General features: G+C 63.0%; 22 protein-coding genes and 2 riboswitches. Of the genes, 9 read left to right on the top strand and 13 right to left on the bottom strand.

The features are described from left to right. Nucleotides 1-239 precede the first annotated feature (239 nt). Nucleotides 240-1046, top strand: coding sequence for an alpha/beta fold hydrolase (locus tag B7G52_RS21035; protein WP_096699635.1), 807 nt, complete (start codon nucleotides 240-242; stop codon nucleotides 1044-1046). A gap of 16 nt (nucleotides 1047-1062) precedes the next feature. Then, nucleotides 1063-1479, top strand: coding sequence for an alternative ribosome rescue aminoacyl-tRNA hydrolase ArfB (gene arfB / locus B7G52_RS21030; protein ID WP_096699634.1), 417 nt, complete (start codon nucleotides 1063-1065; stop codon nucleotides 1477-1479). Between the two features lie 108 nt (nucleotides 1480-1587). Here the strand turns inward: arfB and B7G52_RS21025 are convergent, their stop codons facing one another. Next, nucleotides 1588-2211 (bottom strand): hypothetical protein, encoded by a 624-nt coding sequence (locus tag B7G52_RS21025; RefSeq protein ID WP_096699633.1) that lies wholly within the window; start codon nucleotides 2209-2211, stop codon nucleotides 1588-1590. A gap of 288 nt (nucleotides 2212-2499) precedes the next feature. Beyond that, entirely contained in the window at nucleotides 2500-3423 is a 924-nt protein-coding gene (locus B7G52_RS21020) for a LysR family transcriptional regulator (RefSeq protein WP_096699632.1), read from the bottom strand. Between the two features lie 148 nt (nucleotides 3424-3571). Here B7G52_RS21020 and B7G52_RS21015 point away from each other — a divergent pair, with 148 nt between their 5' ends. Continuing rightward, nucleotides 3572-4408, top strand: a complete 837-nt coding sequence (locus B7G52_RS21015; protein WP_170954833.1) for a class III extradiol ring-cleavage dioxygenase — start codon at nucleotides 3572-3574, stop codon at nucleotides 4406-4408. Between the two features lie 54 nt (nucleotides 4409-4462). Beyond that, nucleotides 4463-5140 carry an alpha/beta hydrolase gene (locus B7G52_RS21010; protein ID WP_240523565.1) on the top strand — a complete coding sequence of 226 codons (678 nt, stop codon included), beginning with the start codon at nucleotides 4463-4465 and terminating at the stop codon, nucleotides 5138-5140. A 124-nt stretch (nucleotides 5141-5264) separates the two neighbouring features. Here B7G52_RS21010 and B7G52_RS21005 read toward each other — a convergent pair whose 3' ends face one another. Together B7G52_RS21005 and B7G52_RS21000 are read right to left on the bottom strand one after the other, a co-directional pair. Continuing rightward, nucleotides 5265-5672 carry a phage holin family protein gene (locus B7G52_RS21005; protein WP_096699629.1) on the bottom strand — a complete coding sequence of 136 codons (408 nt, stop codon included), beginning with the start codon at nucleotides 5670-5672 and terminating at the stop codon, nucleotides 5265-5267. 308 nt (nucleotides 5673-5980) lie between these two features. Further along, nucleotides 5981-6997, bottom strand: coding sequence for an MBL fold metallo-hydrolase (locus B7G52_RS21000; protein ID WP_096699628.1), 1017 nt, complete (start codon nucleotides 6995-6997; stop codon nucleotides 5981-5983). Between the two features lie 391 nt (nucleotides 6998-7388). Between B7G52_RS21000 and B7G52_RS20990 the strand changes: the two genes are divergently transcribed. Both B7G52_RS20990 and B7G52_RS20985 read left to right on the top strand, forming a co-directional pair. Continuing rightward, nucleotides 7389-8102 carry a hypothetical protein gene (locus B7G52_RS20990; RefSeq protein WP_096699626.1) on the top strand — a complete coding sequence of 238 codons (714 nt, stop codon included), beginning with the start codon at nucleotides 7389-7391 and terminating at the stop codon, nucleotides 8100-8102. Nucleotides 8103-8175: 73 nt separating this feature from the next. Further along, on the top strand, nucleotides 8176-8811 hold the full coding sequence (locus B7G52_RS20985; protein ID WP_096699625.1) for a hypothetical protein: 636 nt from the start codon (nucleotides 8176-8178) through the stop codon (nucleotides 8809-8811). A 348-nt stretch (nucleotides 8812-9159) separates the two neighbouring features. Here B7G52_RS20985 and gcvP read toward each other — a convergent pair whose 3' ends face one another. The 8 genes from gcvP to B7G52_RS20945 all read right to left on the bottom strand — a co-directional run bounded on the left by gcvP (nucleotide 9160) and on the right by B7G52_RS20945 (nucleotide 20190). After that, nucleotides 9160-12054 carry an aminomethyl-transferring glycine dehydrogenase gene (gene gcvP / locus B7G52_RS20980; protein ID WP_096699624.1) on the bottom strand — a complete coding sequence of 965 codons (2895 nt, stop codon included), beginning with the start codon at nucleotides 12052-12054 and terminating at the stop codon, nucleotides 9160-9162. A gap of 103 nt (nucleotides 12055-12157) precedes the next feature. Next, nucleotides 12158-12526 carry a glycine cleavage system protein GcvH gene (gene gcvH, locus B7G52_RS20975; RefSeq protein WP_096699623.1) on the bottom strand — a complete coding sequence of 123 codons (369 nt, stop codon included), beginning with the start codon at nucleotides 12524-12526 and terminating at the stop codon, nucleotides 12158-12160. Between the two features lie 25 nt (nucleotides 12527-12551). Then, nucleotides 12552-13724, bottom strand: coding sequence for a glycine cleavage system aminomethyltransferase GcvT (gene gcvT, locus B7G52_RS20970; protein WP_170954832.1), 1173 nt, complete (start codon nucleotides 13722-13724; stop codon nucleotides 12552-12554). Nucleotides 13725-13739: 15 nt separating this feature from the next. Then, a riboswitch (glycine riboswitch) is annotated at nucleotides 13740-13841 on the bottom strand. Between the two features lie 23 nt (nucleotides 13842-13864). Then, nucleotides 13865-13967: riboswitch (glycine riboswitch) on the bottom strand. Nucleotides 13968-14149: 182 nt separating this feature from the next. Next, a complete protein-coding gene (locus B7G52_RS20965) occupies nucleotides 14150-15427 on the bottom strand; it encodes a TRAP transporter large permease (protein WP_096699621.1) in 1278 nt (425 codons plus the stop codon). A 49-nt stretch (nucleotides 15428-15476) separates the two neighbouring features. Beyond that, nucleotides 15477-15971, bottom strand: a complete 495-nt coding sequence (locus B7G52_RS20960) for a TRAP transporter small permease (RefSeq protein ID WP_096699620.1) — start codon at nucleotides 15969-15971, stop codon at nucleotides 15477-15479. An 87-nt stretch (nucleotides 15972-16058) separates the two neighbouring features. Further along, the gene (locus B7G52_RS20955) at nucleotides 16059-17045 is read right to left on the bottom strand and encodes a TRAP transporter substrate-binding protein (RefSeq protein ID WP_096699619.1); all 987 of its coding nucleotides are present in this window, start codon (nucleotides 17043-17045) and stop codon (nucleotides 16059-16061) included. 356 nt (nucleotides 17046-17401) lie between these two features. Beyond that, nucleotides 17402-18403 carry a D-erythronate dehydrogenase gene (gene denD / locus B7G52_RS20950; protein WP_096699618.1) on the bottom strand — a complete coding sequence of 334 codons (1002 nt, stop codon included), beginning with the start codon at nucleotides 18401-18403 and terminating at the stop codon, nucleotides 17402-17404. Nucleotides 18404-18504: 101 nt separating this feature from the next. Beyond that, entirely contained in the window at nucleotides 18505-20190 is a 1686-nt protein-coding gene (locus tag B7G52_RS20945) for an electron transfer flavoprotein-ubiquinone oxidoreductase (protein WP_096699617.1), read from the bottom strand. A gap of 139 nt (nucleotides 20191-20329) precedes the next feature. On the opposite strand from B7G52_RS20945, the gene B7G52_RS20940 reads away from it, so the two are divergent. From B7G52_RS20940 to B7G52_RS20930, 3 genes are all read left to right on the top strand, one after another. Then, nucleotides 20330-21112: an SDR family oxidoreductase gene (locus tag B7G52_RS20940; RefSeq protein WP_096699616.1), complete on the top strand. Its 783-nt coding sequence runs from the start codon at nucleotides 20330-20332 to the stop codon at nucleotides 21110-21112. Between the two features lie 92 nt (nucleotides 21113-21204). Further along, nucleotides 21205-21624, top strand: a complete 420-nt coding sequence (locus tag B7G52_RS20935; protein WP_096699615.1) for a thioesterase family protein — start codon at nucleotides 21205-21207, stop codon at nucleotides 21622-21624. Nucleotides 21625-21661: 37 nt separating this feature from the next. Then, nucleotides 21662-24088: a Lon protease family protein gene (locus B7G52_RS20930; protein WP_096699614.1), complete on the top strand. Its 2427-nt coding sequence runs from the start codon at nucleotides 21662-21664 to the stop codon at nucleotides 24086-24088. A gap of 16 nt (nucleotides 24089-24104) precedes the next feature. On the opposite strand, the gene B7G52_RS20925 is transcribed toward B7G52_RS20930, so the two are convergent. Then, a complete protein-coding gene (locus tag B7G52_RS20925; protein WP_096699613.1) occupies nucleotides 24105-24680 on the bottom strand; it encodes a peroxidase-related enzyme in 576 nt (191 codons plus the stop codon). Nucleotides 24681-24953: the final 273 nt, after the last annotated feature.

Genomic DNA, 24953 nt, shown 5'->3' with positions numbered 1-24953 from the left:
GGAGTGGGGAGTTAGACCTACTGCCCAGGGTGAACCGGAACGCTGCGTGATGCCGGTGATCCTCCGGTGACGGGCCGAGACCCGGCTTGTTGGTGCTCAGAGGAGGAACGAGGAGGCCATAGACTTGATTCATTCAGTAGCAGCGTCTCTTCTAGAATGCCCCATGCCCCTCCCCGACAACTCCCCTCCAGCCGCGACCCGCAAGCGCACCGGCACGCCGCTCGCAAAGGGGCAGGGCCATGGGTGAGGCCAGCCCGGCCGCGCGCCTGAATTTTCTCAAGCAAGGGGCTGGCGGCGACAAGCCGGTGATTGTTCTCAGCCATGCGCTGGGCTGCGATCTGGGCATGTGGGACGGCGTGGCCGCTGCGCTTGAGGACCGCCACACGGTGTTGCGTTACGACCACCGCGGCCACGGCCAGTCGGAGGTCGTGCCGGGTCCGTATTCGGTGCATGCCCTGGCCGATGACGCTGCCGCGCTGATCCGGCGTGAGGTCGGCCGACCGGTGCATTTTGTCGGCCTGAGCATGGGCGGCATGACGGCGCAGGCGATGGCGGCGCGGCATCCGGACCTGATCCAGAGCATCGTCGTGGCCAACGCGACCGACCATTTCGACGCACCGGCCCGCGCCATGTGGCAGGTGCTGATGGACATGGTGTGCCAGCAGGGCGTCGCCGCCGCGGCCGACGGTGCCATGCAGCGCTGCTTCACGCCGGAGTTCCGTGCCGACCAGCCGCCTGGCAGCGCCGCACGGGTGGCGCAGTGTCGTGCCCTGCTGCTGGCGATGGACACCCAGGCGTATGTCGACAGCTGTCAGGCCGTCAGCCGCATCGACTTGCGCAAGTCCAACAGGCTTATCGCCTGCCCGGCGCTGGTGATTGCCGGCAGCCGCGACGACGCCACGCCGCTGGCCATGTCCGAGGCGATCCAGGCCGGCATCCAGGGCGCGCAACTTGCGCTCATGGACACCGCGCACCTGAGTGCGGTGGAGCAGCCGCTGGTTTTTGCAAAATTGCTGTCGGATTTTTTCGACGCACAGCGTTCTTGATTAAAGCCGTTTCGCCATGCCGCCTGCCATGCCCCTGGAAGTCAACGAAGCCGAAGTCGAGATCAGCGCCATTCGCGCGCAGGGCGCCGGCGGGCAAAACGTCAACAAGGTGTCGAGCGCGGTGCACCTGCGCTTCGACATCATGGCCTCTTCGCTGCCCGAGGATGTGAAGGAGCGGCTGCTTTGCCTGCGCGACAGCCGCATCACGCAGGAAGGCGTGCTGGTGCTCAAGGCCCAGCAACACCGCAGCCAGGAGATGAACCGCGCCGACGCGCTGGCCCGGCTCAACGAAATTGTCAACAGCGTCGCTGTGCCGCCGCGCGTGCGCCGCGCCACCAAGCCGACCTATGGCTCGAAGCAGCGGCGCCTGGCGGGAAAAAGCCAGCGTTCGGAGATCAAGGCGTCACGCGGCAAGGGTGGGGTCAGCGAGTAGCCGGCTGGAAACATCAAGCCTTTTTTTGCCTCTGGCCCTTGTTTAGCGGGCGCTACAAGCTATTGAATTGATAGCAGTTTCAGCGGGCAGGCGTGGTAGAGGAGGCCGTCAGTTGGCCAGCACCGACGGAACTGATTGCGTCACGAAGACCAGATGTTCAGTCCACCCCTTCAGGCAAGCCTTCCACTCACCCGGTTGGCAATCCGGCTCGTACCTGCGCAGCAGCGCGAAGACACTTTCCTTCGGGATGCCGGCTGCGGCGTAGGCTGAAAAATCGGTGCTGGAATCTCCATAGGCAAACCTGACATGCCAGCCATGGGCCATGAAGGTTTTCAGCATGCGCGTCTTGTAGACATCAGGGCGGTTCCGATCTTCAGCCGTTTGCGCCACGTGGAGGCTGCCGGCAGGAAAGCCGTTGTCCTTCAGCCAGCCAGGAATGTTGGCCGAAAACCAGCTGACACGGGTGCTGAGGTAGATGATGTTGTAGCCCTTGTCGGCGAACAGACGCACGGCCCTGGCCGCATCCTCGCGCGCTTCAAAAATGGTAGACACGGCGGGTGTGAGCGTCCCGTCGATGTCGAACACCACGGCCTGTGCTTGCCTGGGGGGAGCATCCGCCACCGCGGCAGGAGGCAGTTGCGCGCAGCTGCTGCACAACACTGCGACCCACAGAATGATCAGGTGGCGCATGGGAGCTCCTTTGTAGGGTCCGTTGATGTTTTCGTCATTCATGACACCACACCGTTCGGGCTGAGCCTGGCCTGTCCTGAGCTTGTGGAAGGGTCGGAGCCCTTCGACAAGCTCAGGGCGAACGGTAGCAAGTTGCCTGTCATGATTTATGGAGGTTTCAATCGTTCTTTATATTGCGCAATTCTGATCGCGTGCCGACCGGAATGCATCCTCCAAATGAAGGAGCGCAACGGCGAAAAAACCAGTACCGGCCGACCTCCGAAAATTTCAGGAAAAACGGCCTTTAGCCCTTATTCAATGGGCGCCAGCAGCTCCTGATTTAATAGCGAATCAGCGACCCACCGGCACCACGTCCGCAGCAGCCCAGGCGGGTTTCTCAAACGCGTCTGCAAGAAACTCCACCATGCGCCGGACCTTGATCGACAGGTGTTGCCGGCTCGGGTACACGGCCTGAATGTCCAGTGTGGGTGCCTGGAAGCGGGGCAGCACTTCTTTCAGGCGGCCGTCGTGCAGGGCCGGCCCGACGATGAAGGTGGGCTGCAGGATCAGGCCCTGGCCGGCCAGCGCGGCGGCCAGGCAGGTGTCGCCGGAGTTGGTGCGCAGGCGTGGCTGGGTGAGCACGTCCTCCTTGCCATTCGGCCCTTCAAACGACCAGGTGTCGCCGCCCGACCAGTAGGTGTAGGCAATCACCGTGTGCGCGGCCATGTTTTCCAGCGTGCGGATGGCGGGGTGCCGCTTCAGGTAGCCGGGCGCGGCACACAGCACCAGCCGCGTGCTTGCCAGGCGCTGCGCGACCAGGCTGGAGTCGGGCAGGCGTGCGATGCGGATGGCGAGGTCATACCCTTCATCGACCAGGTCCACCACGCGGTCGGACAGGGTCACGTCCAGGTTGACCTGCGGGTACTGCTGCAGGAAGCGGCCCCACAGCGGCGCCAGATGCAGGTTGCCGAAGGTCACCGGGGCGTTGATGCGCAGGCGGCCGACCGGCTGCACGGTGTTGGCACTGGCGGCGGCGTTGGCCTCGGCCAGATCGTCGAGGATCTTGAGGCTGCGCTCGGCGTATGCCACACCGGCTTCGGTCAGCGACTGGCGGCGTGTGGTGCGGTTGAGCAGGCGCACGCCCAGGCGCGCCTCCAGTTCCAGCACCAGGCGCGACACCATGGCTTTGGAGCTGCCCAGCCGCTCGCCCGCCTTGACAAAGCTGCCGCTCTGCACGACGGCAACAAAGGCTTCCATCTGGCGAAACTGGTCCATGGCGGGGCTTGGGGAATGGGGCGCAAGAGTGGTTGGGAACTAGATTGTCTTTCGTAGTAAGACAATCAATCAATATATCTGATATTTATCTTTCATGGGTAGACAACTACATTGGAGGGATCCATCCCTGTCGTCAAGGAGTCCTGCCATGTCTGCCCATTCCGCTTCTGCCCTTCCTGCCCTGTTCATCTCGCACGGGGCGCCGCTGTTTGCCACCGAGCCGGGGACGACCGGGCCGGCGCTGACGCGCTGGGGCCAGGCCCTGAAAGAAGCGGCCGGGCCGGGCCTGCGCGGCATCGTGATCATGTCGCCGCACTGGATCGCGCGAACGCCCGCGGTGATGACGAATCCCGCGCCGGCCACCTGGCACGACTTTGGCGGTTTTCCGCAGGCCCTGTACGCCTTGCAATATCCCGCGCCCGGCCATCCGGAACTGGCGCGTGAGGTGCTGGGCTTGTTGCAGGGGGCGGGCATTGCCGCGCAGGGCGACGACAAGCGGCCGCTGGACCACGGCGCCTGGGTGCCACTGATGCATTTGTTTCCTGACGCCAGCGTACCGGTGGTGCAGGTGGCGCTGCCGGTGTCTTATGGCCCGGCCGAAACCTATGCCATGGGCCAGGCCCTTGCCGGTTTGTGCGAGCGCGGCGTGCTGCTGGTCGGCTCGGGCAGCATGACGCACAACCTGGGCGAATTTTTTGGCGGTGCGCGCGAGCCGGCGCCTTATGTCGTTGCCTTCAGCCGCTGGGTCGAGTCCACGCTGGAACGGGGTGATTTTTCTGCCATGCTGGACTACCGGCGCCAGGCACCCGACGCGCAGCGTGCGCACCCCAGCGAAGACCACTTCCTGCCGATCTTCTTTGCGCTGGGCGCGGCAGGTTGGGGTGGCCCACAGGGTGCGCGGCCCGACTACCTGAGCCGTGAGGTGATGTACAGCATGCTGGCAATGGACAGTTTTGCTCTTTCCGCGCCTGCGTCGGCGCACTGACGACCAATGAAGACAGCCGTTCCTGTTGGCCGAACCTGGAGTTCCCTGATGACGATGAATTTGCCCCTTTCTTTCCTGCACCGTCCCGCCGCGGAGGGCACGGCCCAGCCCTGGCTGCTGGTGCTGATGCACGGCATCGGCAGCAATGAGGACGACCTGTTCGGCCTGGCGCCGCACGTGCCGGCCCACTTCCACGTGCTGAGCCTGCGCGCCCCGAACGTGATGGGTGCCCGCGCCTATGCCTGGTTCGAATTTGGCGTGACGCCGCAGGGTGAACGTGTCATCAACGAAGCACAGGAAGTCGCCAGCCGGCAGACCGTCGCGCAGACCGTGGCCTCGGCGGCGCAGCAACTGGGCATCGCGCCCGGGCGTGTGGTGGTCGGCGGTTTCAGCCAGGGCGGCATCATGGCGCTGTCGCTGCTGCTGACGCAACCCGCGCTGCTGCAGGGGGCGATGGTGATGCACAGCCGGCTGCTGCCGCAGGTGCTGCCCTTGCTGGCACCGGGCGCGGCGCTGCAGGGCCGGCAGCTCTGGCTCAGCCACGGCACGCGCGACCAGGTGATCCCGCTGGCCAATGCGCACGCGATTCGCGCGCTGGTGGAAACACTGCCGATCACCTTGCGTTATGCCGACTACCCGAGTGCGCACGAGATCATCCAGCAGGAGCTGGGTGAGGCGATGGCCTGGTTGCAGCAGCTCGGTGCCGGGGCGGACGGCTCTGCGCCCCAGTGACACCTTCGCCACGGCCTGCTGCTGGACTGGGTGCGCTATTTAAAAGATAGCTGCTTGCGCCCGACCTGTCTGGGCTGGAGCACGATTTGACCTGATTTTTGGGTCGAACCGGTGTCTGCCGAACTCAGAGCCACACGCCGCTGCGGGGCATCTGCATCTGGATGGCATCGGGCCCGCTGCCCACCAGCACGAAGGCGCCTATCACCCAGCTCAACACGGCGATGAAGATGCTGGCAAAAAACGCTGTCCAGAAGCCCGAGACCTTGAAGCCGCGCACCAGCGCGGAGACCAGCAAGATCATCAGGGCATTGATGACCAGCAGGAACAGGCCAAAGGTCAACAAGGTCAGCGGCAAGGTCAGGACAATCACCAGCGGCTTGACAATGGCATTCGCAAAACCGAGCAACAGGGCCGAGATGACCAGCGACGAGGTGTCAGCAAAGCTGATTCCACGGAAGACGCGACTGGCCAGCCAGAGCGACAGCGCAGTGATGGCCCAGTGCAGAAGGAAAGTGATCAGGTGGTCGAACATGGCAGATGATCTGAGGGGGGCATGGCCGGGAATCATACCGGGCTGTCCCTGACCAGCGGCTGCCCCTGTCTTTCACCATCGTCTGTGGAAAGCAGCGCCAGCGATGATTCACCAGTTGCCGGCAGACGCCGAACGCCTGGCGCAGAGCTACACCGACCGGGGGCACAAGCCGCTGTATGGCGTCGAGGAGGCGCCGTAGTCTTTAAACCTCTTGCCGTGCGGCGGCATCCCATGGAATTTCCATGAATCATGACCGGCAACTTGCTACCGTTCGCCCGAACGGTGTGGGGCCGTGAATGGCGAAAACATCAACAGGCCAATCCGGTCCGCGCCGCCTCCATCTCCGCGCGCAACTCGTTCTCACGGCCCGCGTAGCGGGGTGAAAAATGGAAGGGAATCACCAGCTTGGCGCCGGCCGCACGCGCGATGTGGCCGGCCTGACGTGCGGTGAGATGCAGCTTGCGGGCGCCATGGCCGGCATCCTCGTCGAGAAACACACATTCGATGAACAGCTGCGTGGCATCGGCCACCAGCGCCGTGATGCGTTGCACGTTGTCCGGGTGAAAGGCAACGTCGGTCACGTAGCAGATCTTCTCGCCCGGCACCAGCCGCAATACCCCGGCCTTCAGTTCGCCCAGGGGCAGAAAGCGTTCATGCTCACCGTTGCGGTCACGCCAGAACGCGCGCACCGGTGTTGTGTCGGGGGCGCCCCGCATCACCGCCGCCTTCAGGTCCTTCAGCCAGGGCCCGACCGCCAGCCCGAGCCCGGCCAGACGGTTCTTCCATACGTTGACATGGACTTTTTCCTCGACGGCAAAGCTGAGGCAGGGCGTGCCATGGTCGAGAAACGCCGCGCGAACGCGGAACCCCGGCTCATCGAGCAACACCCCGTCGTGCAGCTGCCGCGGCACGAGGGGCTCCGGTTGGAAATGCCGATGGCAGCGCAGGCGTGTGCCCCGGGCCTGCCAGTCGGCATCGACCTCCCAGACATCGATCACGAAGTCGCCGGGATAGTTGTCAACCAGGTTCCAGGTGTAGGCGGCAAGCTTGTGCCCGACTTGGGCCGTAAAACCGGGCGGGCCGTACAGGCGGATGTGTTTGTGGCGGCCCAGGCAGAGGCGAAGCAGCCGGTCGAAACCGTAGAAGTGGTCCATGTGGGTGTGCGTGACAAACACATCCGAGATCCGCAGTATCTTTTTGGCGGGCAGCACCGTGAGGTCGCCCAGATCAAACAGCAGCGCCCGCTTCTCGAACATGAAATCAACATACAGCCCGGCGTCCTCCAGGGGGTTGTTGACGAGTTCAGTGCTGAAGGTGGGGCGCATGGCGGATGCCTTGGGCTGGAAGGTAGGGTCATTATCCCGGTTGTGCACGGCCAGGAGCCCCGATGTCGCGTGAATGCTGAATTTGCCCCCCGCACCCATGCCAGTGAATGAAAAACCGCACCCGACAGATCAGTCTTCCCGGTCCGAGGCTATAGTGCATGTACCGTATGCGCACGCGCATCTGATCCAGCAAGCGAGTGGACTTCAGCGGAGGAGTGCCGGGTTTCATGGGAAATTTATAACTGTTTATTTGTACGGTGTATCCATGGCTAGCCAAGGCTGCAAGCCACTTTCAGGAGAAAGTCATGTCCGGAATATCGAGCACGGGCCAGTTTATCGAGCATGTTTTGCTCCATACATTCGTTAGGCCTCATAGAACCACCGTTTCCGAATGCCCAAGCTGCACAAACACCGTTTCGACCTGGCGCTTCTGCTGCTGACGCTGCTCAGCACAGTCCTGATGTTTGTCGCCAGCAGCGATCCAGTGCCTGAGGCGCTTCGAAACACCGGTCTTCACACCTTCCTGAAGCAGTTCGCAACCGGCAACCAAATAGTCTTCGACCTGTCTGTCGGCATCTTGGCGGGCGTCTTCATCTACTACTTGGTGGTTCGCGTTCCGGAACGCGGCAGACGCCTTCGCGTTCGTCGCAACTTGGCAATGACGCATGGCTCATGCAAGCGCGCGTGCAACGCGATCTACCTTGGCTGCTTCATGAAGTCGTATCCTGCTGGCCTACCAGATGAACTCACCGACATGGCTCGATTTCGCCAGTTCTTTAAGGAAGAGCATGTCGCAGGCCAAACAAAGTGGGACGCGGTTGCCAACGGCCTGACTGACGAGAAACTGAAGGACCTCGTTGTAGAGCTAGAAATCTTGATGCAAGAGGTCCACTTTACGCTGAGCGCCGTCGACATCAAGGACCCCAAAGCATTCGGCTTCTTGAAGTCGCTCTCTCGCATCCTGTATCGCAGCAAGAACTGGACAACCGACTACGACAGTACGAAGTCGCTGCTCGGCTTTCTTTGGTCCTTTCATACTGGCTGGAGCTGGGTAGAGGGCTATCTTCCTACGGACCCAATCGCCGACATGATCGCCGCGGTATGAGGCTTAACCCCTCAGTCAAGGGGACGTCTTGCGGCAAGCCGCAAGCCGCCCCTTACCTCGAACGTTAGATTTCATGTCCGAACGCCATATCTTCCGTGACGTTGCTTCCTTTGAGCGCCGCCTGGCTCTTCCAGATGGCTTCTATGAGCGGCTCCTGAAGGAGGACGATTGGTCCTTCGTCATAAAGCTGAATGCCCTCTTCGAGGCTGCGTGTGCACATGCACTAGTCACACGCCTTGCCGCACCTGAACTGATCGACCAATTCGCTAGACTGGAGCTCGCAGACCGAGACCGTGGCAAGGTGAAGTTCCTTTCGACCCTTGGCTGCATCAGTGACGAACAGGCGACGTTTCTCCGACGACTTGCCGAATTGAGAAACGCATTGGCACACGACGTCTCCCAAGTCAGTTTTACGTTCGTCGCCTACGTATCTGGACTGGATTCGAATCAGAGGAAGCAGCTTGCGAAGGTGTTCGGTCATGGCTGCAACGATCCAATTCCGATCGAGGGGAAGAAGATTCCGCTCGCGAAGTTCGCCGCGGAGAACATGAAGCTGGTGATCTGGTTGACCGCCGCCGAAGTGTTGGCGTGTTTGTATCTCGAGTACGAGATTGCTGAGATTCGGCTGAAAGCTGCTGCACTAGACGCATACTGGCGCAGCGTTGTGGAACCGAGTGTTGGACTACTGAGCGAGCAGGCCGCCAGATGAAATCTAACAAGTCAACGCGGACGACCAAAGTCGTTTCGCAGCTGCGCCGCGCCGTTCTTTGGTCGCCGGTTACGTCCGACGTTAAACAGCGTCCAGAATGACGAAGCAATCAAGCCCCCGAGAAATCGGCTGAGTTCGACGCGGGGTGACCGTGACCGACTGCTTTCCGTGTTGAGCAGGCATGGCGTTCCACCCGCCAGACCATCGAGCGTCAGGCGATAGCGCGATTCCCTGCCAACCCTCGGGTTACAAGGAAAATAGGCCGCCAGCCCTTTTGAGACGGGCGCAAGCAGCTATGAAATAAATAGCAAAAAACCCGGGACAGCGTGCGCGCCTGGGCGCTTTGCCTCACGCGTAATCGGCCACGGGCACGCAGCTGCAGAACAGGTTGCGGTCGCCATAGACGTTGTCGACTCGGCCCACGGGCGGCCAGTACTTGACCTGTTTGAGCGTGGCCAGCGGGAAGGCGCCGGTTTCGCGCGAATACGGCCGGTCCCAGTCCGCGCCCAGCAGGCTGGCGGCCGTGTGGGGTGCGTGTTTGAGCGGGTTGTTGTCCTGCGGCCAGGTACCGTTTTCAACCTGGCGGATCTCTTCGCGGATGGCAATCATGGCGTTGATGAAACGGTCCAGCTCGGCCAGGGTTTCGCTTTCGGTGGGCTCGACCATCAGGGTGCCGGGCACGGGGAAGCTCAAGGTGGGCGCGTGGAAGCCGTAGTCCATCAGGCGCTTGGCCACGTCTTCGGCGCTGACGCCGCTGCTGTCTTTCAGCGGGCGCAGGTCCAGGATGCATTCGTGCGCCACATGGCCGTTGTCACTGGCGTACAGCGTGGGGTAATGGTCTTTCAGCCGTGCGCTGATGTAGTTGGCGCTCAGGATGGCGACTTCGGTCGCTTGCTGCAGGCCTTCGGGGCCCATCATGCGGCAGTACATCCAGCTGATCGGCAGCACGGCGGCATTGCCCAGCGGTGCGGCCGAGATGGCGCCCACACCGTTGACCGGCAGGCCCGCCGTGGCGTGGCCGGGCAAGTAGGGCACGAGGTCGGCCACCACACACACCGGGCCGACACCGGGGCCGCCGCCGCCGTGCGGAATGCAGAAAGTCTTGTGCAGGTTCAGGTGGCTCACGTCGCCGCCAAACTCGCCGGGCGCGGCCACGCCGACCAGCGCGTTCATGTTGGCGCCGTCCACGTAAACACGGCCGCCATGGCTGTGGACCAGGGCGCACAGCTCTTTCACCTGCGTCTCGAACACGCCGTGGGTGCTGGGGTAGGTGATCATCATGCAGGCCAGGTTGGCGCTGTGCTGTTCGCATTTGGCTTTCAGGTCGACCATGTCGACGTTGCCCTGGGCATCGCAGGCGGTGACGACCACCGTCATGCCGGCCATCTGTGCGCTGGCCGGGTTGGTGCCGTGGGCCGACGAGGGGATCAGGCAGATGTTGCGGTGGCCCTGGCCATTGGCTTCCAGCCAGGCCTTGATGACCAGCAGGCCGGCGTATTCGCCCTGCGAGCCGGCGTTGGGCTGCAGGCTGATGCCGGCGTAACCCGTGGCCTGGCACAGCCAGTCGCGCAGCTGCTGGTCGAGTTCGGCGTAACCCTGCAACTGGTCCTGCGGCGCAAACGGGTGGATGTTGGCAAACTCGGGCCAGGTGACGGGAATCATCTCGCTGGTCGCGTTGAGTTTCATGGTGCAGCTGCCCAGCGGGATCATGCTGCGGTCCAGCGCCAGGTCTTTGTCGCTGAGCATGCGGATGTAGCGCAGCATGCCGGTCTCGGAGTGGTGTGTGTTGAACACCGGGTGCGTCAGGAAGTCGCTGGTGCGGCGCAGCTCTTCGGGGATCAGTGGCTCGACGCCTTTTTCAAAGTCGCTCAGGCGCGGCATGGGCTGGCCGGGCTTGACGAAGAAGGACCAGAGCATCTCCAGGTCTTCCCGCGTGGTGGTTTCATCGAGCGACACGCCCAGGTGGTTGGTCAGGCGGCACCGCAGGTTGGCCCCCGACTGGCGCGCGCGTTCAGCGATCGAATGGGTCGCGTCATCGGTCTTGATGGTGACCGAGTCGAAGGCGCTGGCGTTGGCGATGTCGTAGCCCATCTGCTGCACGCCGCGCGCAAAAATCGCGGTGTAGCTGGCCACGCGCTGGGCAATACGCTTGAGGCCCTGCGGCCCGTGGTAGACCGCGTACATGCTGGCCAGCACGGCCGGCAGCACCTGCGCGGTGCAGATGTTGGAGGTGGCTTTTTCGCGGCGGATGTGCTGCTCGCGGGTCTGCAAAGCCAGACGGTAGGTCGGGTTGCCGTGCACGTCGATGCTGACGCCAACCAGCCGGCCCGGCATGGAGCGCTTGAACTCATCGCGGCAGGCAAGGTAGGCCGCGTGCGGCCCGCCGTTGCCCATGGCCACGCCGAAGCGCTGGGTGTTGCCCAGCACGATGTCGGCGTCCCATTCGCCGGGAGGCGCCAGCAGGGTCAGCGCCAGCAGGTCGGCGGCCACGCACAGGGCGGCGCCGTCCACATGCGCCTGGCCAGCCAGCGGCCGCAGGTCATGGATGCTGCCGGTGGTCGCCGGGTACTGCGCCAGCACGCCGAAGTAGTTGCCCTCGGCCATCAGCTGCGGCACGGTCGCGGCGGCGGTGCTCACCTTGACCTCGATGCCCAGCGGCTTGGCACGCGTCTGGATCACCTCGATGGTCTGCGGGTGGCAGTCGCCGGCAACGATGAAGACATTGCTTTTGCTCTTGACGCTGCGTTTGGCCAGGGTCATGGCTTCGGCGGCGGCCGTGGCTTCGTCGAGCATGGACGCGTTGGCCATCGGCATGCCGGTCAGGTCGCAGACCATGGTCTGGAAATTGATGAGCGCTTCCATGCGGCCCTGGGAAATTTCAGCCTGGTAGGGCGTGTAGGCGGTGTACCAGGCGGGGTTTTCCAGGATGTTGCGCAGGATCACGCCGGGGGTGTGGGTGCCGTAATAACCCTGGCCGATGAAACTTTTGAAGACCTTGTTCTTTGCCGCCATGGCCTTGAGTTCGGCCAGTGCCGCCGCCTCGGTGACGGGCGCCGGGATGGCCATCGCGTGGCTGCGGGCAATGCTGCGCGGCACAATGCCGTCGATCAGCGCACGCCGGGACGCAGAACCTACGACGCTGAGCATGTGGGTTTCGTCAGCCTCATCGATGCCGATGTGGCGGGCAATGAACTCGGAAGCGTTTTCAAGCTCGCGCAGCGGCTTGGCGGTGGGCATCAACATGGCGGTTTCCAGGATTCGTTCGCCCTGAGCTTGTCGAAGGGGCAGTGAACAGTGAGGCAAGACTTCGACAGGCTCAGTCCGAACGGTGGGGCGGGAGGGCTATTTACGCAGTTGCGGAAAAGGTGGTGTAGCTGGTCTCATCCATCAGCGCGTCCAGTTGAGATTTGTTCGACAACTTGACCTTGAAGAACCAGCCGGCGCCCAGCGGGTCGGTGTTGGCCAGCGAGGGGTTGTCGCGCAGGGCTTCGTTGACTTCGGTGACTTCGCCGCTGATGGGCATGTAGACGTCGGCCGCGGCCTTGACCGACTCGACGACACCGGCGACCTCTTTTTGCGCCAGCGTGCTGCCGACGGAAGGCAGATCGACAAACACCACGTCGCCAAGCGCGTCCTGCGCGTGGTGCGTGATGCCGACGGTGGCGATGTCGCCGTCAACGTTGATCCATTCGTGGTCTTCGGTGTACTTGATCATGGGGTTCTCCAGAATAATAAAAACTTCAACCGCGGAAATAGCGATTTGGAACAAAAGGCATGGGGCTGACTTCCATGGGCACGGGTTTGCCGCGCACGATGGCGTTCACGCGTGTACCGATGGCCGAGAATTCGAGTTTCACGTAGCCCATGGCCACGGGTTTGTCGATGGTGGGGCCCAGCAGGCCGCTGGTGACTTCGCCCATCGGTGTGCCGTCCAGGCTTTGCAGGGCCGTGTGGTCGCGCACGGGAATGCGCTCCAGCGCCACCAGGCCCACACGTTTGCGCCCCAGCGCGGCGGGGTCGGCCAGTTGCGCCAGCACCTTGTCGGCGCCCGGAAAGCCGCCGGCGCGTGCACCGCCGGTGCGGCGCACTTTCTGGATCGCCCAGTTGAGGCTGGCTTCGACTGGTGTGGTGGTGGTGTCGATGTCGTTGCCGTAGAGGCACAGGCCGGCTTCGAGCCGCAGCGAATTGCGCGCGCCCAGGCCGATCGGTTTGACTTCGGGCTGGGCCAGCAGGGCGCGGGCCAGCGTGTCGGCCTGCGCGGCGGGCACGGAAATCTCGAAACCGTCTTCGCCGGTGTAGCCGCTGCGTGTGAGAAAGCAGTCGCAACCGGCGACGGTAAAACGTCCGCCGGTCATGAAGACCAGCTTCTCGACGCCGGGTGCCAGGCGCGAGAGTGCGGTGACGGCCTGCGGCCCCTGCAGTGCCAGCAAAGCCATGTCGGGCATGGGAACGACCTCGCAGCGGGTGCCGATGTTTGCCTCGATATGCGCGATGTCGCCGACCTTGCAGGCGCCGTTGACGATGACGAAGATGTCGCCGCCGTTGAGGTAGTCGCGGTTGAAGAACATCAGGTCGTCGATGATGCCGCCGTCCTCATTGAGCAGCAGGCCGTAGCGCTGTTTGCCGGCGGGCAGGTCGATCACATCGACCGGGATCAGGGTTTCCAGCGCGGCCGCGGCACCGGCACCGACCAGGCGCAGCTGGCCCATGTGCGAGACATCGAACAGGCCGGCGGCCTGGCGGGTGTGGTGGTGCTCGGCCATCAGGCCGGCCGGGTATTGCACCGGCATGGCATAACCGGCAAACGGCACCATGCGCGCACCGAGTTCGAGGTGCAGGGCGTGCAGCGGTGTTTTCAACAGGACAGGATCGGTGGCGGACACAGGCGTTCTCCGGGGGCAAACATACAACATGGCCACTAGCCATGGGCTGCCCCTGCTGTCCTCTTTACCTGAGAGATTCACCTGGCGATGCAGGTTTGCTCCTTCGGTGGACCACCTCGAAGGTGGCCTCTCTCCAGTAGGGAACGCCGCCCGGAAGATGTTCGCCCGGGTGGCGGTTGCCAGTCCTTTTGCCTGAGCGTTCAGAGCACCATTGGGGTGCCGCATGCGCCTTCGGCGGTTTTCGCGAGGAAAACTCTCTCCTGACCGCGTAAGTGTAGCCCAAGGCTGGGATAGCCGACCTGCAGGCGTAGCGCGCTTGCGGGGCAACGACGCATGCCCCGGGAGCGTGGGTCTTTTCAAGCAGGGGCCGCGGGTCCGGCTTCGCCGGCCCGCAGGCGCAGCGCCCCCTCGGGGGGCAGCGACCCACACGCAGTGGGGGAGCGTGGGGGCTCTATTTACTTGGCGTAGACCAGATCGCGTAGGGTCAGCGCGATGGCCGGGACATAGGTGATCACCATCAGACAGGCCAGGATCACCAGCACGAACGGGATCAGGTGGGTGATGATGCGGTCCAGCGATATTTTGGCGACGGTGCAGGCAGCAAACAGGTTCACGCCGAACGGCGGCGTGATCATGCCCAGCGCCAGGTTGACGACCATCACCATGCCGAAATGCACCGGGTCGATGCCGAAGTGCATGGCCACGGGGGCCAGAATGGGCGCCAGCACAATGATGGCGGCACTGGTTTCGATGAACATGCCGATCAGGAACAGCGCAGCATTGACGCCCAGCAGGAAGAGGGCGGGCGACTGCAGCGCCCCTTCCAGGTAACGCCCGATAGCATCGGGCACGCCGGCACGCGTGATCAGGAAGGCAAACAGCCCGGCATTGGCGATGATGAACATGATGACGGCGCTGGAGATCACCGACTTGCGCAGCACCAGCACCAGTGTCGGCAGCTTGATCTCGCGGTAGATCACTCCGCCCACGATCAGCGCGTAGAACACGGCCACGGCCGCCGCCTCGGTCGGCGTGAAGATGCCGCCATAGATGCCGCCAAGAATGATGACCGGCATCAGCAGGGCCCAGCCGGCCTGCCAGGTGGCCTTGAAGAAACCCAGGCGCCCGTCGCCGTCGTTCTTGCCCCAACCCTTGATCTTGCAATACACATAGACAAAAGCCATCAGCGCGAGGCTGATCAGGATGCCCGGGCCGACGCCGGCGATGAACAGCTCGCCGATCGAGACCTCGGCACTGACGCCGTACAGGATCAGCGGAATCGACGGCGGAATGATCACGCCGAGTTCGGCGCTGGTGGCCTGCAGGGCCGCGGCGTAGCTGGTGGGGTAGCCATGTTTGATCAGGGCGGGAATCAGGATCGCGCCGACCGCAAAGGTGGTGGCCACCGAGGAGCCCGAGACCGCTGCAAAAATCATGCAGGTCAGCACGCAGGTCATGGGCAGGCCGCCCTGGACGCCGCCGACAATGCTTTTCGCAAACTCGACCAGGCGGCGCGAAATGCCGCCGGTCTCCATCAGGTTGCCAGCCAGGATGAAAAACGGAATGGCTGCCAGCGGAAACTTGTTGATGGCGTTGAACATCTCCTTGACGGAGATCAGCATGTGGGCGTTGGACGCCTGGATGCCGAAGATGGAAGCCAGTCCGATGGACACGGCAACGGAGATCGTCAGTGCGAAACACACGATCATGGTGGTCAACATGACGGCGGTCATTGTGCAATCCCCGGAAAAAAGTTGTTGTCAGTGGTGTTGATGATGCAGCTCATGTCGCCGTCTCCAGTTCTTCGCGCTGCGGATCCAGCAGGTTGCCGATGATGCCGATCACGCAGAACATGCCGCCTATCGGCATGGCCACATAACCCCAGAACATGGAGATGGACTCCAGGCCCGCCATGGACTGCACCCGCCCGCGGATGGCGTAGTCCCAGCCCCACCAGATGATGACGCCGATCAGGGCCAGGGCGGCCAGGCAGACCACCCAGTCGAGGACGCGCTTGACCTTGATCGGGCTCCAGCGGTACAGCACATCAACGCTGACCATGGCGCCCTGGCGGAAGGCCGCCGGTATGCCCATGAAGACCATCCAGATCAGCGACAGGCGGATCAGGATTTCGCTCCACTCGGCCGGCTGCTCGAGCACGAAGCGCGTCACGATCTGGAACATGCCCAGCGAAGATGCAATCACCATCATGAGGCAGGCCACCAGCGTGGCAAACCCCGTGGTCCAGCGTTCGATTCTGAGAAAGGTGTTTTTCATGGGAATACCGGTTCTACAAGGAAAACGCCCGCAAGCCTAATGGCTGCGGGCGTGTTCAGCTACAAAAAACGTAGCGAACGAGGCCGCTTACTTGACGCTGCGGATCTTGTCGATGTTGGCTTTGCCGAACTGCTTTTCAAATTCAGCGTTCACGGGTGCCAGGGCGGCGACGAACCTGGCCTTGTCGACATTGTCGATCACGGTCATGCCCTTGGCGCGCAGGTCGGCCACACCCTTGGCGTCGTCTTCGTCCACACGGGCGCGGTTGGCCTTGGTGCCTTCGGCGGCCGCTTCGAGGAAAGCCTTCTTGTCGGCAGCGCTGAGTTTGTCGAAGACGGCCTTGTTCATCACCCAGATGCAGGGCGAGTAGACGTGGCCGGTCAGCGACAGGTGTTTCTGGACCTGGTCAAACTTGGACGCGATGATGACCGACAGCGGGTTTTCCTGGCCGTCAACCGTGCCCTGCTGCAGTGCGGTGAACACCTCGGGGAAAGCCATGGGGGTGGTGATGATGCCGAAGCCCTTGTAGGCTGCAATGTGCACCGGATTTTCCATGGTGCGCATTTTCAGGCCCTTCAGGTCCTCGGGCGTCTTCACGTCACGCTTGCTGTTGGTCATGTGGCGGAAACCATTTTCGCCCCAGCCCAATGCCTTGAAGCCCTTGGCTTCGAACTTGACGAGCAGGTCCTGGCCGATCGGGCCGTCCAGCACCGCACGTGCGTGGGCCTTGTCGCGGAACAGGAAAGGCACGTCGAGAATCTTGGTTTCCGGCACGAAGTTGGGGACCGGGCCGGTCGACGAGAAAGCCAGTTCCTGGGTGCCCAGCTGCACGGCCTCGATGGACTCGCGCTCGCCGCCGAGGGAGCCGTTATAGAAGGTCTGGACCTTGTAACGGCCACCGGTGCGCTTTTCCACTTCCTTGGCGAAGGTGTCAATGGCCACGCCCTGGTGGGAGTTCTGTGACGTCGAGATGCTGATCTTCATGATCGTCTGCGCCGCAGCACCGGCCACCAGGCCGAGTGCCAGCGTCATGCCCAAGGCGAGTCGGGTCAGCGTGGGTTTGAAAAAAGTCATGGAGTGTCTCCTCTGGGTGGAAAAAGGGGTGGAGGGAAAAGTTATCATACAACTTGCAATTTTCACCTCCTGGCGGACTGCGCCACCTAGGGGTTTTCGCCTAAGAACTCGTCCGTCAGTAATCGGGGGTCACGTTGGGTCGCAATCGGGATGAGTTGTCCGCCAACATTCTGCAGCATGGGCTGGACGCCCATGCAAGGGATTTGGTGGGCAAATCGCCCGATTTCGTCCCAACCCGCAGGGCAAATGGATTTTCGGGCGGTCTGCGGCGTTGCAAAATCAGGCAAGGCCACCAGCCTTGCCCTGAATTTTGCGCCTTGCGTCCCATCCCGACAATCCATTTGCGCGGCCCCCGATTACTGACGGGCGAGTTCCAGGTACTCTCCGATGATGGCGTCGAAACTGTCGTCGGGCAGCAAGCCCAGCCGGCGAGCCCGTGTCGCGTCGATGTGGGCGGGCCAGCTGGTCACGATGTTGGCAATCGCGGCGTCCGGCGTCCAGTCGATCAGCGCGGCAACCTCCTTGCCGGCAATGCGTTCCAGCGCCGCCGCCATCTCGCCGGGGGTTGTCTTGAGGGCCGGCAGGTTGATGGCGGTACGCGCGCCCCAGTCGGCGTCGCTGGCCTCGATGGCCCGGATCAGGCCGTGGATGGTGCGGCTGGGCGAGGACAGCGCCACCGGGGTGTCGGGCACCACCGGGCACACGGCCCGCACGCCGGCCAGCGGCTCACGGATCATGCCGCTCAGGAAGCTGGAGGCCGCGCCGTTGGGTTTGCCGGGGCGCACGCTCACGGTCATCAGGCGCACGTTGCGGCCGCGCACAAAACCCTTGCGGGCATAGTCGGCCACCAGCTGCTCGCCGATGAATTTCTGGATGCCGTAGCTGTTCTGGGGCGTCGGCAAGGTGGTGTCTTCAATCACCGCGGGCAGGGGTTGTTCGGGGGAATTGCCGAACACGGCCAGCGAACTGGCAAACACCACCGTCGGCGAGGTCTTCAGGCGGCGGCAGGCCTCCAGCAGGGCACGCGTGGCATCGAGGTTGCTGCGCATGCCGAGGTCGAAATCGGCTTCGCATTCACCGCTGACTGCAGCGGCGAGGTGAAAAACCACGGCTGTGTCCCTGGCGATCACGGGGTTGGAGGCCGGGTCTGCTTCGAGCAGGACATTCAGGTCCCCCTCGACCGCGCGAACCCGGCTGTCGGCCATCAGGTCGGCCGGTGGTGCCGCCCTGTCCACCAGGGTCACGCGGGTGATGGGTTGCGCGGGGCTGCCAGCCAGGGACAGCGTGCCTTGTTGGAGCAGCGCGCGGGCCAGGCGCACGCCCAGGAAACCGGCGCCGCCGGTAATGACAATGTTCATGGGAGATCGGGTCTTCTCTGAATGTTGATCGGAAATGGCGTCGTGGGTGTCGTTACCCGGGCGACGCGGCGGGTGAAGGTTCGGGCCGGCCCTGTATGGCCCTACATGCCGCTGTAGTTGGGGCCGCCGCCGCCCTCGGGCGTGACCCAGACGATGTTTTGTGTCGGGTCCTTGATGTCGCAGGTCTTGCAGTGCACGCAGTTCTGCGCGTTGATCTGCAGACGGTCGCTGTTGTCGGGGTTTTTCACAAACTCATAGACGCCGGCCGGGCAGTAACGCGACTCCGGACCGGCGTAGGTCGCCAGGTTGATGTTGACCGGCACGCTGGCGTCCTTGAGGGTCAGGTGTGCCGGTTGCTGCTCTTCATGGTTGGTGTTGGAGACAAACACCGAACTCAGGCGGTCAAAGGTGATCTTGTTGTCGGGTTTGGGGTAAACAATCTGCGGACACTCGGCCGCCGGTTTGAGCATGGCGTGGTCGGCCGTCTTGCGCCGAATCGTCCACGGCGGGTTGCGAATGCCCAGTTTGGGCAGCAGCCACTGCTCGATGCCGGTCATGAAGGCGCCGACATACACGCCTTTCTTGAACCATTGCTTGAAATTGCGCGACTGGTTCAGCTCGGCATACAGCCAGCTTTTGGCAAAGGCTTCCGGATAGGCGCTCAGCTCGTCGTGCTGGCGGCCCGCGGTCACGGCGTCGAAGGCGGCTTCGGCCGCGAGCATGCCGGTTTTGATGGCGGCGTGGCTGCCCTTGATGCGTGCGGCATTGAGGTAACCGGCTTCGCAGCCGATCAGCGCGCCGCCGGGGAACACGGTTTTGGGCAGGCTGACCATGCCGCCGGCCGTGATGGCACGCGCGCCGTAGCTGATGCGTTTGCCGCCTTCGAGGTAGGCCTTGATGCTGGGGTGCGTCTTCCAGCGCTGCATTTCCTCGAACGGGCTGAGCCAGGGGTTGCTGTAGTCCAGGCCGACCACCAGGCCCAGCGTGACCTTGTTGTCTTCCAGGTGGTACATGAAGCCGCCGCCATAGGTCTGGCTGTCCATGGGCCAGCCAGCGGTGTGCACGACCAGGCCGGGCTTGTGTTTGGCCGGGTCGATTTCCCACAGTTCCTTCACGCCCAGCGCGTAGGCCTGCGGGTCCTTGCCCTCGCCGAGCTTGAATTGCGCCATGAGCTGGCGGCCCAGGTGGCCGCGCGCGCCTTCGGCAAAGATGGTGTATTTGCCGTGCAGTTCCATGCCGAGCTGGAAATGGTCGCTGGGCTGGCCGTCCTTGCCGACGCCCAGGTTGCCGGTGGCCACGCCCTTGACCGAGCCGTTGTCGTTGTAAAGCACTTCGGCGGCTGCGAAGCCGGGGAAGATTTCCACACCGAGGTTCTCGGCCTGCTGCGCCAGCCAGCGCACCACATTGCCGAGGCTGACCACGTAGTTGCCTTCGTTGTGAAAACACTCGGGCACGAAAAACGCCGGTGTTTTGGTCGCACCCGTTTCGCTGAGGAACAGCACCTCGTCACTGGTCACGGGTTGGTTGAGCGGGGCTTCGAGTTCTTTCCAGTTCGGAATCAGCTCGGTGAGGGCCTTGGGGTCCATGACCGCGCCGGAGAGAATATGCGCGCCGGGCTCGGAGCCTTTTTCAAGCACCACCACGGAAAGCTCCGTGCCTTTTTCTGCGGCCAGCTGTTTCAGCCGAATGGCCGTGGCCAGACCGCCGGGCCCACCTCCGACCACGACCACGTCGTATTCCATTGCTTCACGGGGGCCGAACTGGGCCAGGATCTCTTGGTTATTCATGGTGGACTCGCTGATAATCAATTTCAGGGACGGTTGTCCGTCAGGTAACGGCCGCAGCTCTGCGCCTGATTTTATGTCGTGAATCCACCGGGTCGAACCCTCGTTCGCCTCGGTCCCCTTTTATCGAGAGGACCCTCTAATGGCTTACAGCCTGGATCTTTCAGGGCGTGTCGCGCTCGTGACCGGCGCATCCGGCGGCCTGGGTGCCCAGTTTGCCAAAACCCTGAGCCGTGCCGGTGCCGCGGTGGTGCTGGCCAGCCGCAGGATGGACAAGCTCAAGGATCTGCGTGCGCAGATCGAGGCCGAAGGGGGCGATGCGCATGTGGTCACGCTGGATGTGACCGACCATGCGAGCATCAAGTCGGCGGTGGCGCACGCCGAAACCGAGGTTGGCCCCATTGACATCCTCGTCAACAACTCCGGCGTGAGTACGACGCAGCGCATCCAGGACGTCGGCGAGGATGACTACGACTTCATTTTCGGCACCAATGTCAGGGGCGCTTTTTTTGTGGCGCAGGAAGTCGGCAAACGCATGCTGGCGCGGTCGCGCGGAGCGGCGCCGGGCGCCTTTTCCGGCGCGCAGATCATCAACATTGCCTCCATGGCGGGCCTGCGCGTGTTGCCGCAGATCGGCGTGTACTGCATGAGCAAGGCGGCGGTGGTGCAGATGACCAAGGCCATGGCGCTGGAGTGGGGCAAGTTCGGCATCAACGTCAACGCCATCTGCCCGGGCTACATCGACACCGAGATCAACCACCATCACTGGGAAACCGAGCAGGGGAAAAAGCTGGTGCAGATGCTGCCGCGCAAGCGCATCGGCAAGCCGGAGGACCTGGACGCGCTGCTGGTGATGCTGGCCAGCGGGCAGAGCCATTTCATCAACGGTGCTGTCATTGCGGCGGACGACGGCTTCGGGCTCTGAGGCATGCGCCGCCGAGCGCTTGTTCTTCAGCCATCCCCCTTCCGCCTTTTGTCTTTTTTTCCTTTCCGACTTTTCATCTTCTTCACAGCGCCATGAAAATTGAAATTCCCGACATCAAGAAACTGGTTTTTGAAATGCGCGTCCCGATCCGGTGGGGCGACATGGACGCCATGGGCCACGTCAACAACACCAGCTATTTTCGTTACCTGGAAACGGTCCGAATCGACTGGATGCATTCGATCGGCTGTGTGCCCGACCCCCAGGGCGAAGGCCCGGTCATCGTCAATGCGTTCTGCAATTTCTACAAGCAGCTCGAATACCCGGGCGACGTGCTGGTCAAGATGTACGTCAGCGACCCGGCACGCACCACCTTCGAGAGCTGGGGCACGATGGAGCGTGCCGACCAGCCCGGTGTGATCTACGCCGCCGGCGGTGCCACGACGATCTGGGTCGACTTTCCGAGCCAGAAGGCCGCCGCCTTGCCGGACTGGATGCGCCAACTGGTCAGCTGAGCGCAAAATCCGGGAATCCACCCACCTTGCCAGACCTATGCCTGTCGCCAAAGTCCTTCCCGCTGACCTTTGTCTTGCCATCGACCCCGGGCTTCTGGGGTTTGCGGACACGTCCGAACTGCTGGACCAGCCGATGCACTGGATCGGCCAGCAGCGTGCCGAAACCGCGGCCGGCTTTGGCCTGGCGATGGTGCAGCCCGACTACAACCTTTTTGTGCTGGGCGAGGTCGGCACGGGAAGATCGACCCTGCTGCTGCAGATGATGCATACGGCGGCGGCCAGCCGGCCGGTGCCCCCGGACCTCTGTTATCTCCACAACTTCGACGCCCCGGAGCGGCCCCGGGCCTTGCGCATGCCGGCCGGGCAGGGCCGGCTGCTGCGCCAGCTCATGCTGCAGTTGACCAAAACGCTGCAGGTGGAAATTCCCCAACGCCTGGCGGACCAGGATTTCCGCACGGAAAGAGAGCGCATCGAAAAAAGTTACAAGGCGGAAGAGGACCCCGCCTATGCGGAGCTGGACGCGTTTGCCGAAGCCCGGAGCTTTTCATTGTTTCGCGAGGCGGGCCATCTGGTCTTCACCCTGAGGGACGACAAGGGCCGGGCCTTGACCGAAAGCGAGGCGCTGGCCCTGCCAAAGGAGCGGCGTGTCGAGATCGACCGCGCCGAGCAGGAACTGCGTGCGGAAATTGCCCGATTTCTCGATAAAACCCGGTCCATGGAACGGGTACTGAACGAAGGCCTGGCGGCCTTGCGCCGCCAGGTGGTCAAGCCGATGCTGGAGCACGAGCTGCAGGAGATCCGCAACGAGCTGCGCAAACAGATCAAGGACTCGGTCAAGCTGGTCAACTACCTCGACCTGGTCCTGCACGATGTGCTCGAAAACCTGGAGCTGTTCCAGGCCGGCGACACGGACGAGGAGGTCCGGCTTGAGGCCCTCGCCTCCGTGCTGGGCCGCTACCGGGTCAACCTGGTGGTAGACAACCACGGCCTGACCGGCGCGCCGGTGATGGTCGAGGACAACCCCCTGCTGCGCCGGCTGTTTGGCAGCATCGAGTACCAGTCCGACAACGATGTGCGGGTCACGGATTTCTCGCGCATACGCGCGGGCAGCCTGCTCAAGGCGAATGGCGGCTTCCTGATGCTGCACCTGAACGACCTGCTGGCCGATGATCTGGTATGGGAAAAGCTGCGCCGCTTCCTGCGCAGCGGCCTCGTCCAGATCGAGGAGTCCGGCGTGACGTATTCGTCCATGGCCGCCGTGGCGCTGGAGCCGGAACCTGTCGATGCGGATGTCAAGATCATCCTGATCGGCTCCGTCGAGGAGTACTACCTCCTGCAGGAGAGTGATCCGGAATTCACCCGCCGTTTCCGCTGCAAGGTGGACGTTGCCGAAAGTTTTCCGGCCAGCGCGGATACCCGCCGGGCTTCGGCGATTTTTGTGGCGCACACCTGCCGCAAGATGGGGTTTCCCCACTTTTCCGCAGCGGCCGTCGCGCGCCTGCTGGAAGACTCCCACCGCGAGGTGGACGACCAGGCCCGCCAGAGCGCCATCTTTTCCCGCACCGAGGCATTGGTGATGGAGAGCGCCTCCATGTGCCGCGCGCGGGGCGCCCCCCTGGTGGACCTGCAGGACGTCGAGGCGGCGCTTCGTGCCCGAAACTACAGGCACGATTATCCCGAGCAGCGCCAGCAGGAGACCATCGCAGACGGGGAGCGGCTGCTGGTCCTGACCGGCGAGAAGGTCGGGCAGCTCAATGCCTTGACCGTGATTGACCTGGGCGACTACCGTTTTGGTTTCCCGGTGGGTGTCACGGCACGTACCTACGCCGGCGACGAGGGCCTGCTCAACGTGGAGCGCGAGGTGGAGCTTTCCGGCCCCATCCATGACAAGGGGGTGCTCATCCTGCACAGCTACTTGTCGGCGCTGTTTGCCCATCTTGCGCCGCTGGCGCTGAATGCGGCCATTGTTTTTGAACAGGAGTACCACGGCGTCGAAGGCGATTCCGCTTCCTGCGCCGAACTGTATGTGCTGCTGTCGTCCCTGTCGGGGTTGCCGCTGAAACAGGGTGTCGCCGTGACCGGTGCGATCAACCAGCATGGCGACATGCTGCCGGTGGGCGGGATCAACGAAAAAATAGAGGGCTACTTCCGCAGCTGTGAAATTGTCGGGCTGGACGGCAGCCAGGGGGTGCTGATTCCGCACCGCAATCGGCGCCACCTGATGCTCGAGCGCAAGGTGGTGGAGGCGGTGGCCGCGCGCCGATTCCACATCTACACGGCCGAACATGCAAGCGATGGTCTGGAACTGCTTACCGGTGCGTCGTTTGGCGAGTTGAGCGCGGCGGGCGTTTACCCGGCCGACAGCGTGCTTGGCGGTGCGCAGAAAACCCTGGAGGATTTCCGGCGCTCCTGCCAGCGCGCGGAGCAGCACAAGCCCGAACGCAAGCCCGGCAAACTGCGCTGACCGGGGCCCGTGGCAGTTATTTCTGTTTCGGCAGCCGGCCCATCAGGTAAAACTCGGGGTTGGGCATCATGCTGGAAAAGCTGGCGATGCGATTGGACAGGCCGAAGAAGGCGGTGATCGCGGCGATGTCCCAGATGTCCTCGTCGTTGAAGCCGTGGGCATGCAGCGCGGCAAAGTCGCCTTCTTCCACCTCATCCGACTTCTGGCAGACCTTCATCGCAAAGTCCAGCATGACGCGCTGGCGCGGCGTGATGTCGGCCTTGCGGTAATTCACCGCCACCTGGTCGGCCACCAGCGGTTTTTTCTCGTAGATCCGCAGGAGCGCACCATGCGCCACCACGCAATACAGGCAGTGGTTGGCCGCACTCGTGGTGGTCACGATCATCTCGCGGTCGCCTTTGCTCAGGCCCGACTCCTCGCGCAACATCAAAGCGTCATGGTAGGCAAAAAAAGCACGCCACTCTGCCGGGCGGCGCGCCAGCGCCAGAAACACATTGGGGACAAAGCCGGCTTTTTCCTGCACCTCCAGCACTTTGGCCCTGATGTCGTCGGGCAGGGTGTTGAGGTCGGGCAGGGGGTATCTTGTGGTCATGATGTTTCTCTCCTTGCAGGTTATTCTGGCAATGATACGTTCGGCTTGGGTCGTTTTGGGTTGCTTCTCATGGCGATGGCTTGCCTGCTGGCCGGGTCTCGCCCCGGCGGGCGACTCCCTTTTCTTTGCGTCGCTGTATAGACAGGAGACATGGGAAACAGGTGTTCGGAGACATAGGAAACACCTTGGATTCTCAGCCAGCAGCGTTGAGTGCGCTCAAGTCCAGCCGCATGAAGCGGTGATGGCAGAAGAACACATCGTAGCAACCGTCGC

Source organism: Polaromonas sp. AER18D-145, assembly GCF_002379095.1.
Classification (GTDB): Bacteria; Pseudomonadota; Gammaproteobacteria; order Burkholderiales; family Burkholderiaceae_C; genus Polaromonas.
This window is presented reverse-complemented; position numbering and strand designations above follow the sequence as displayed.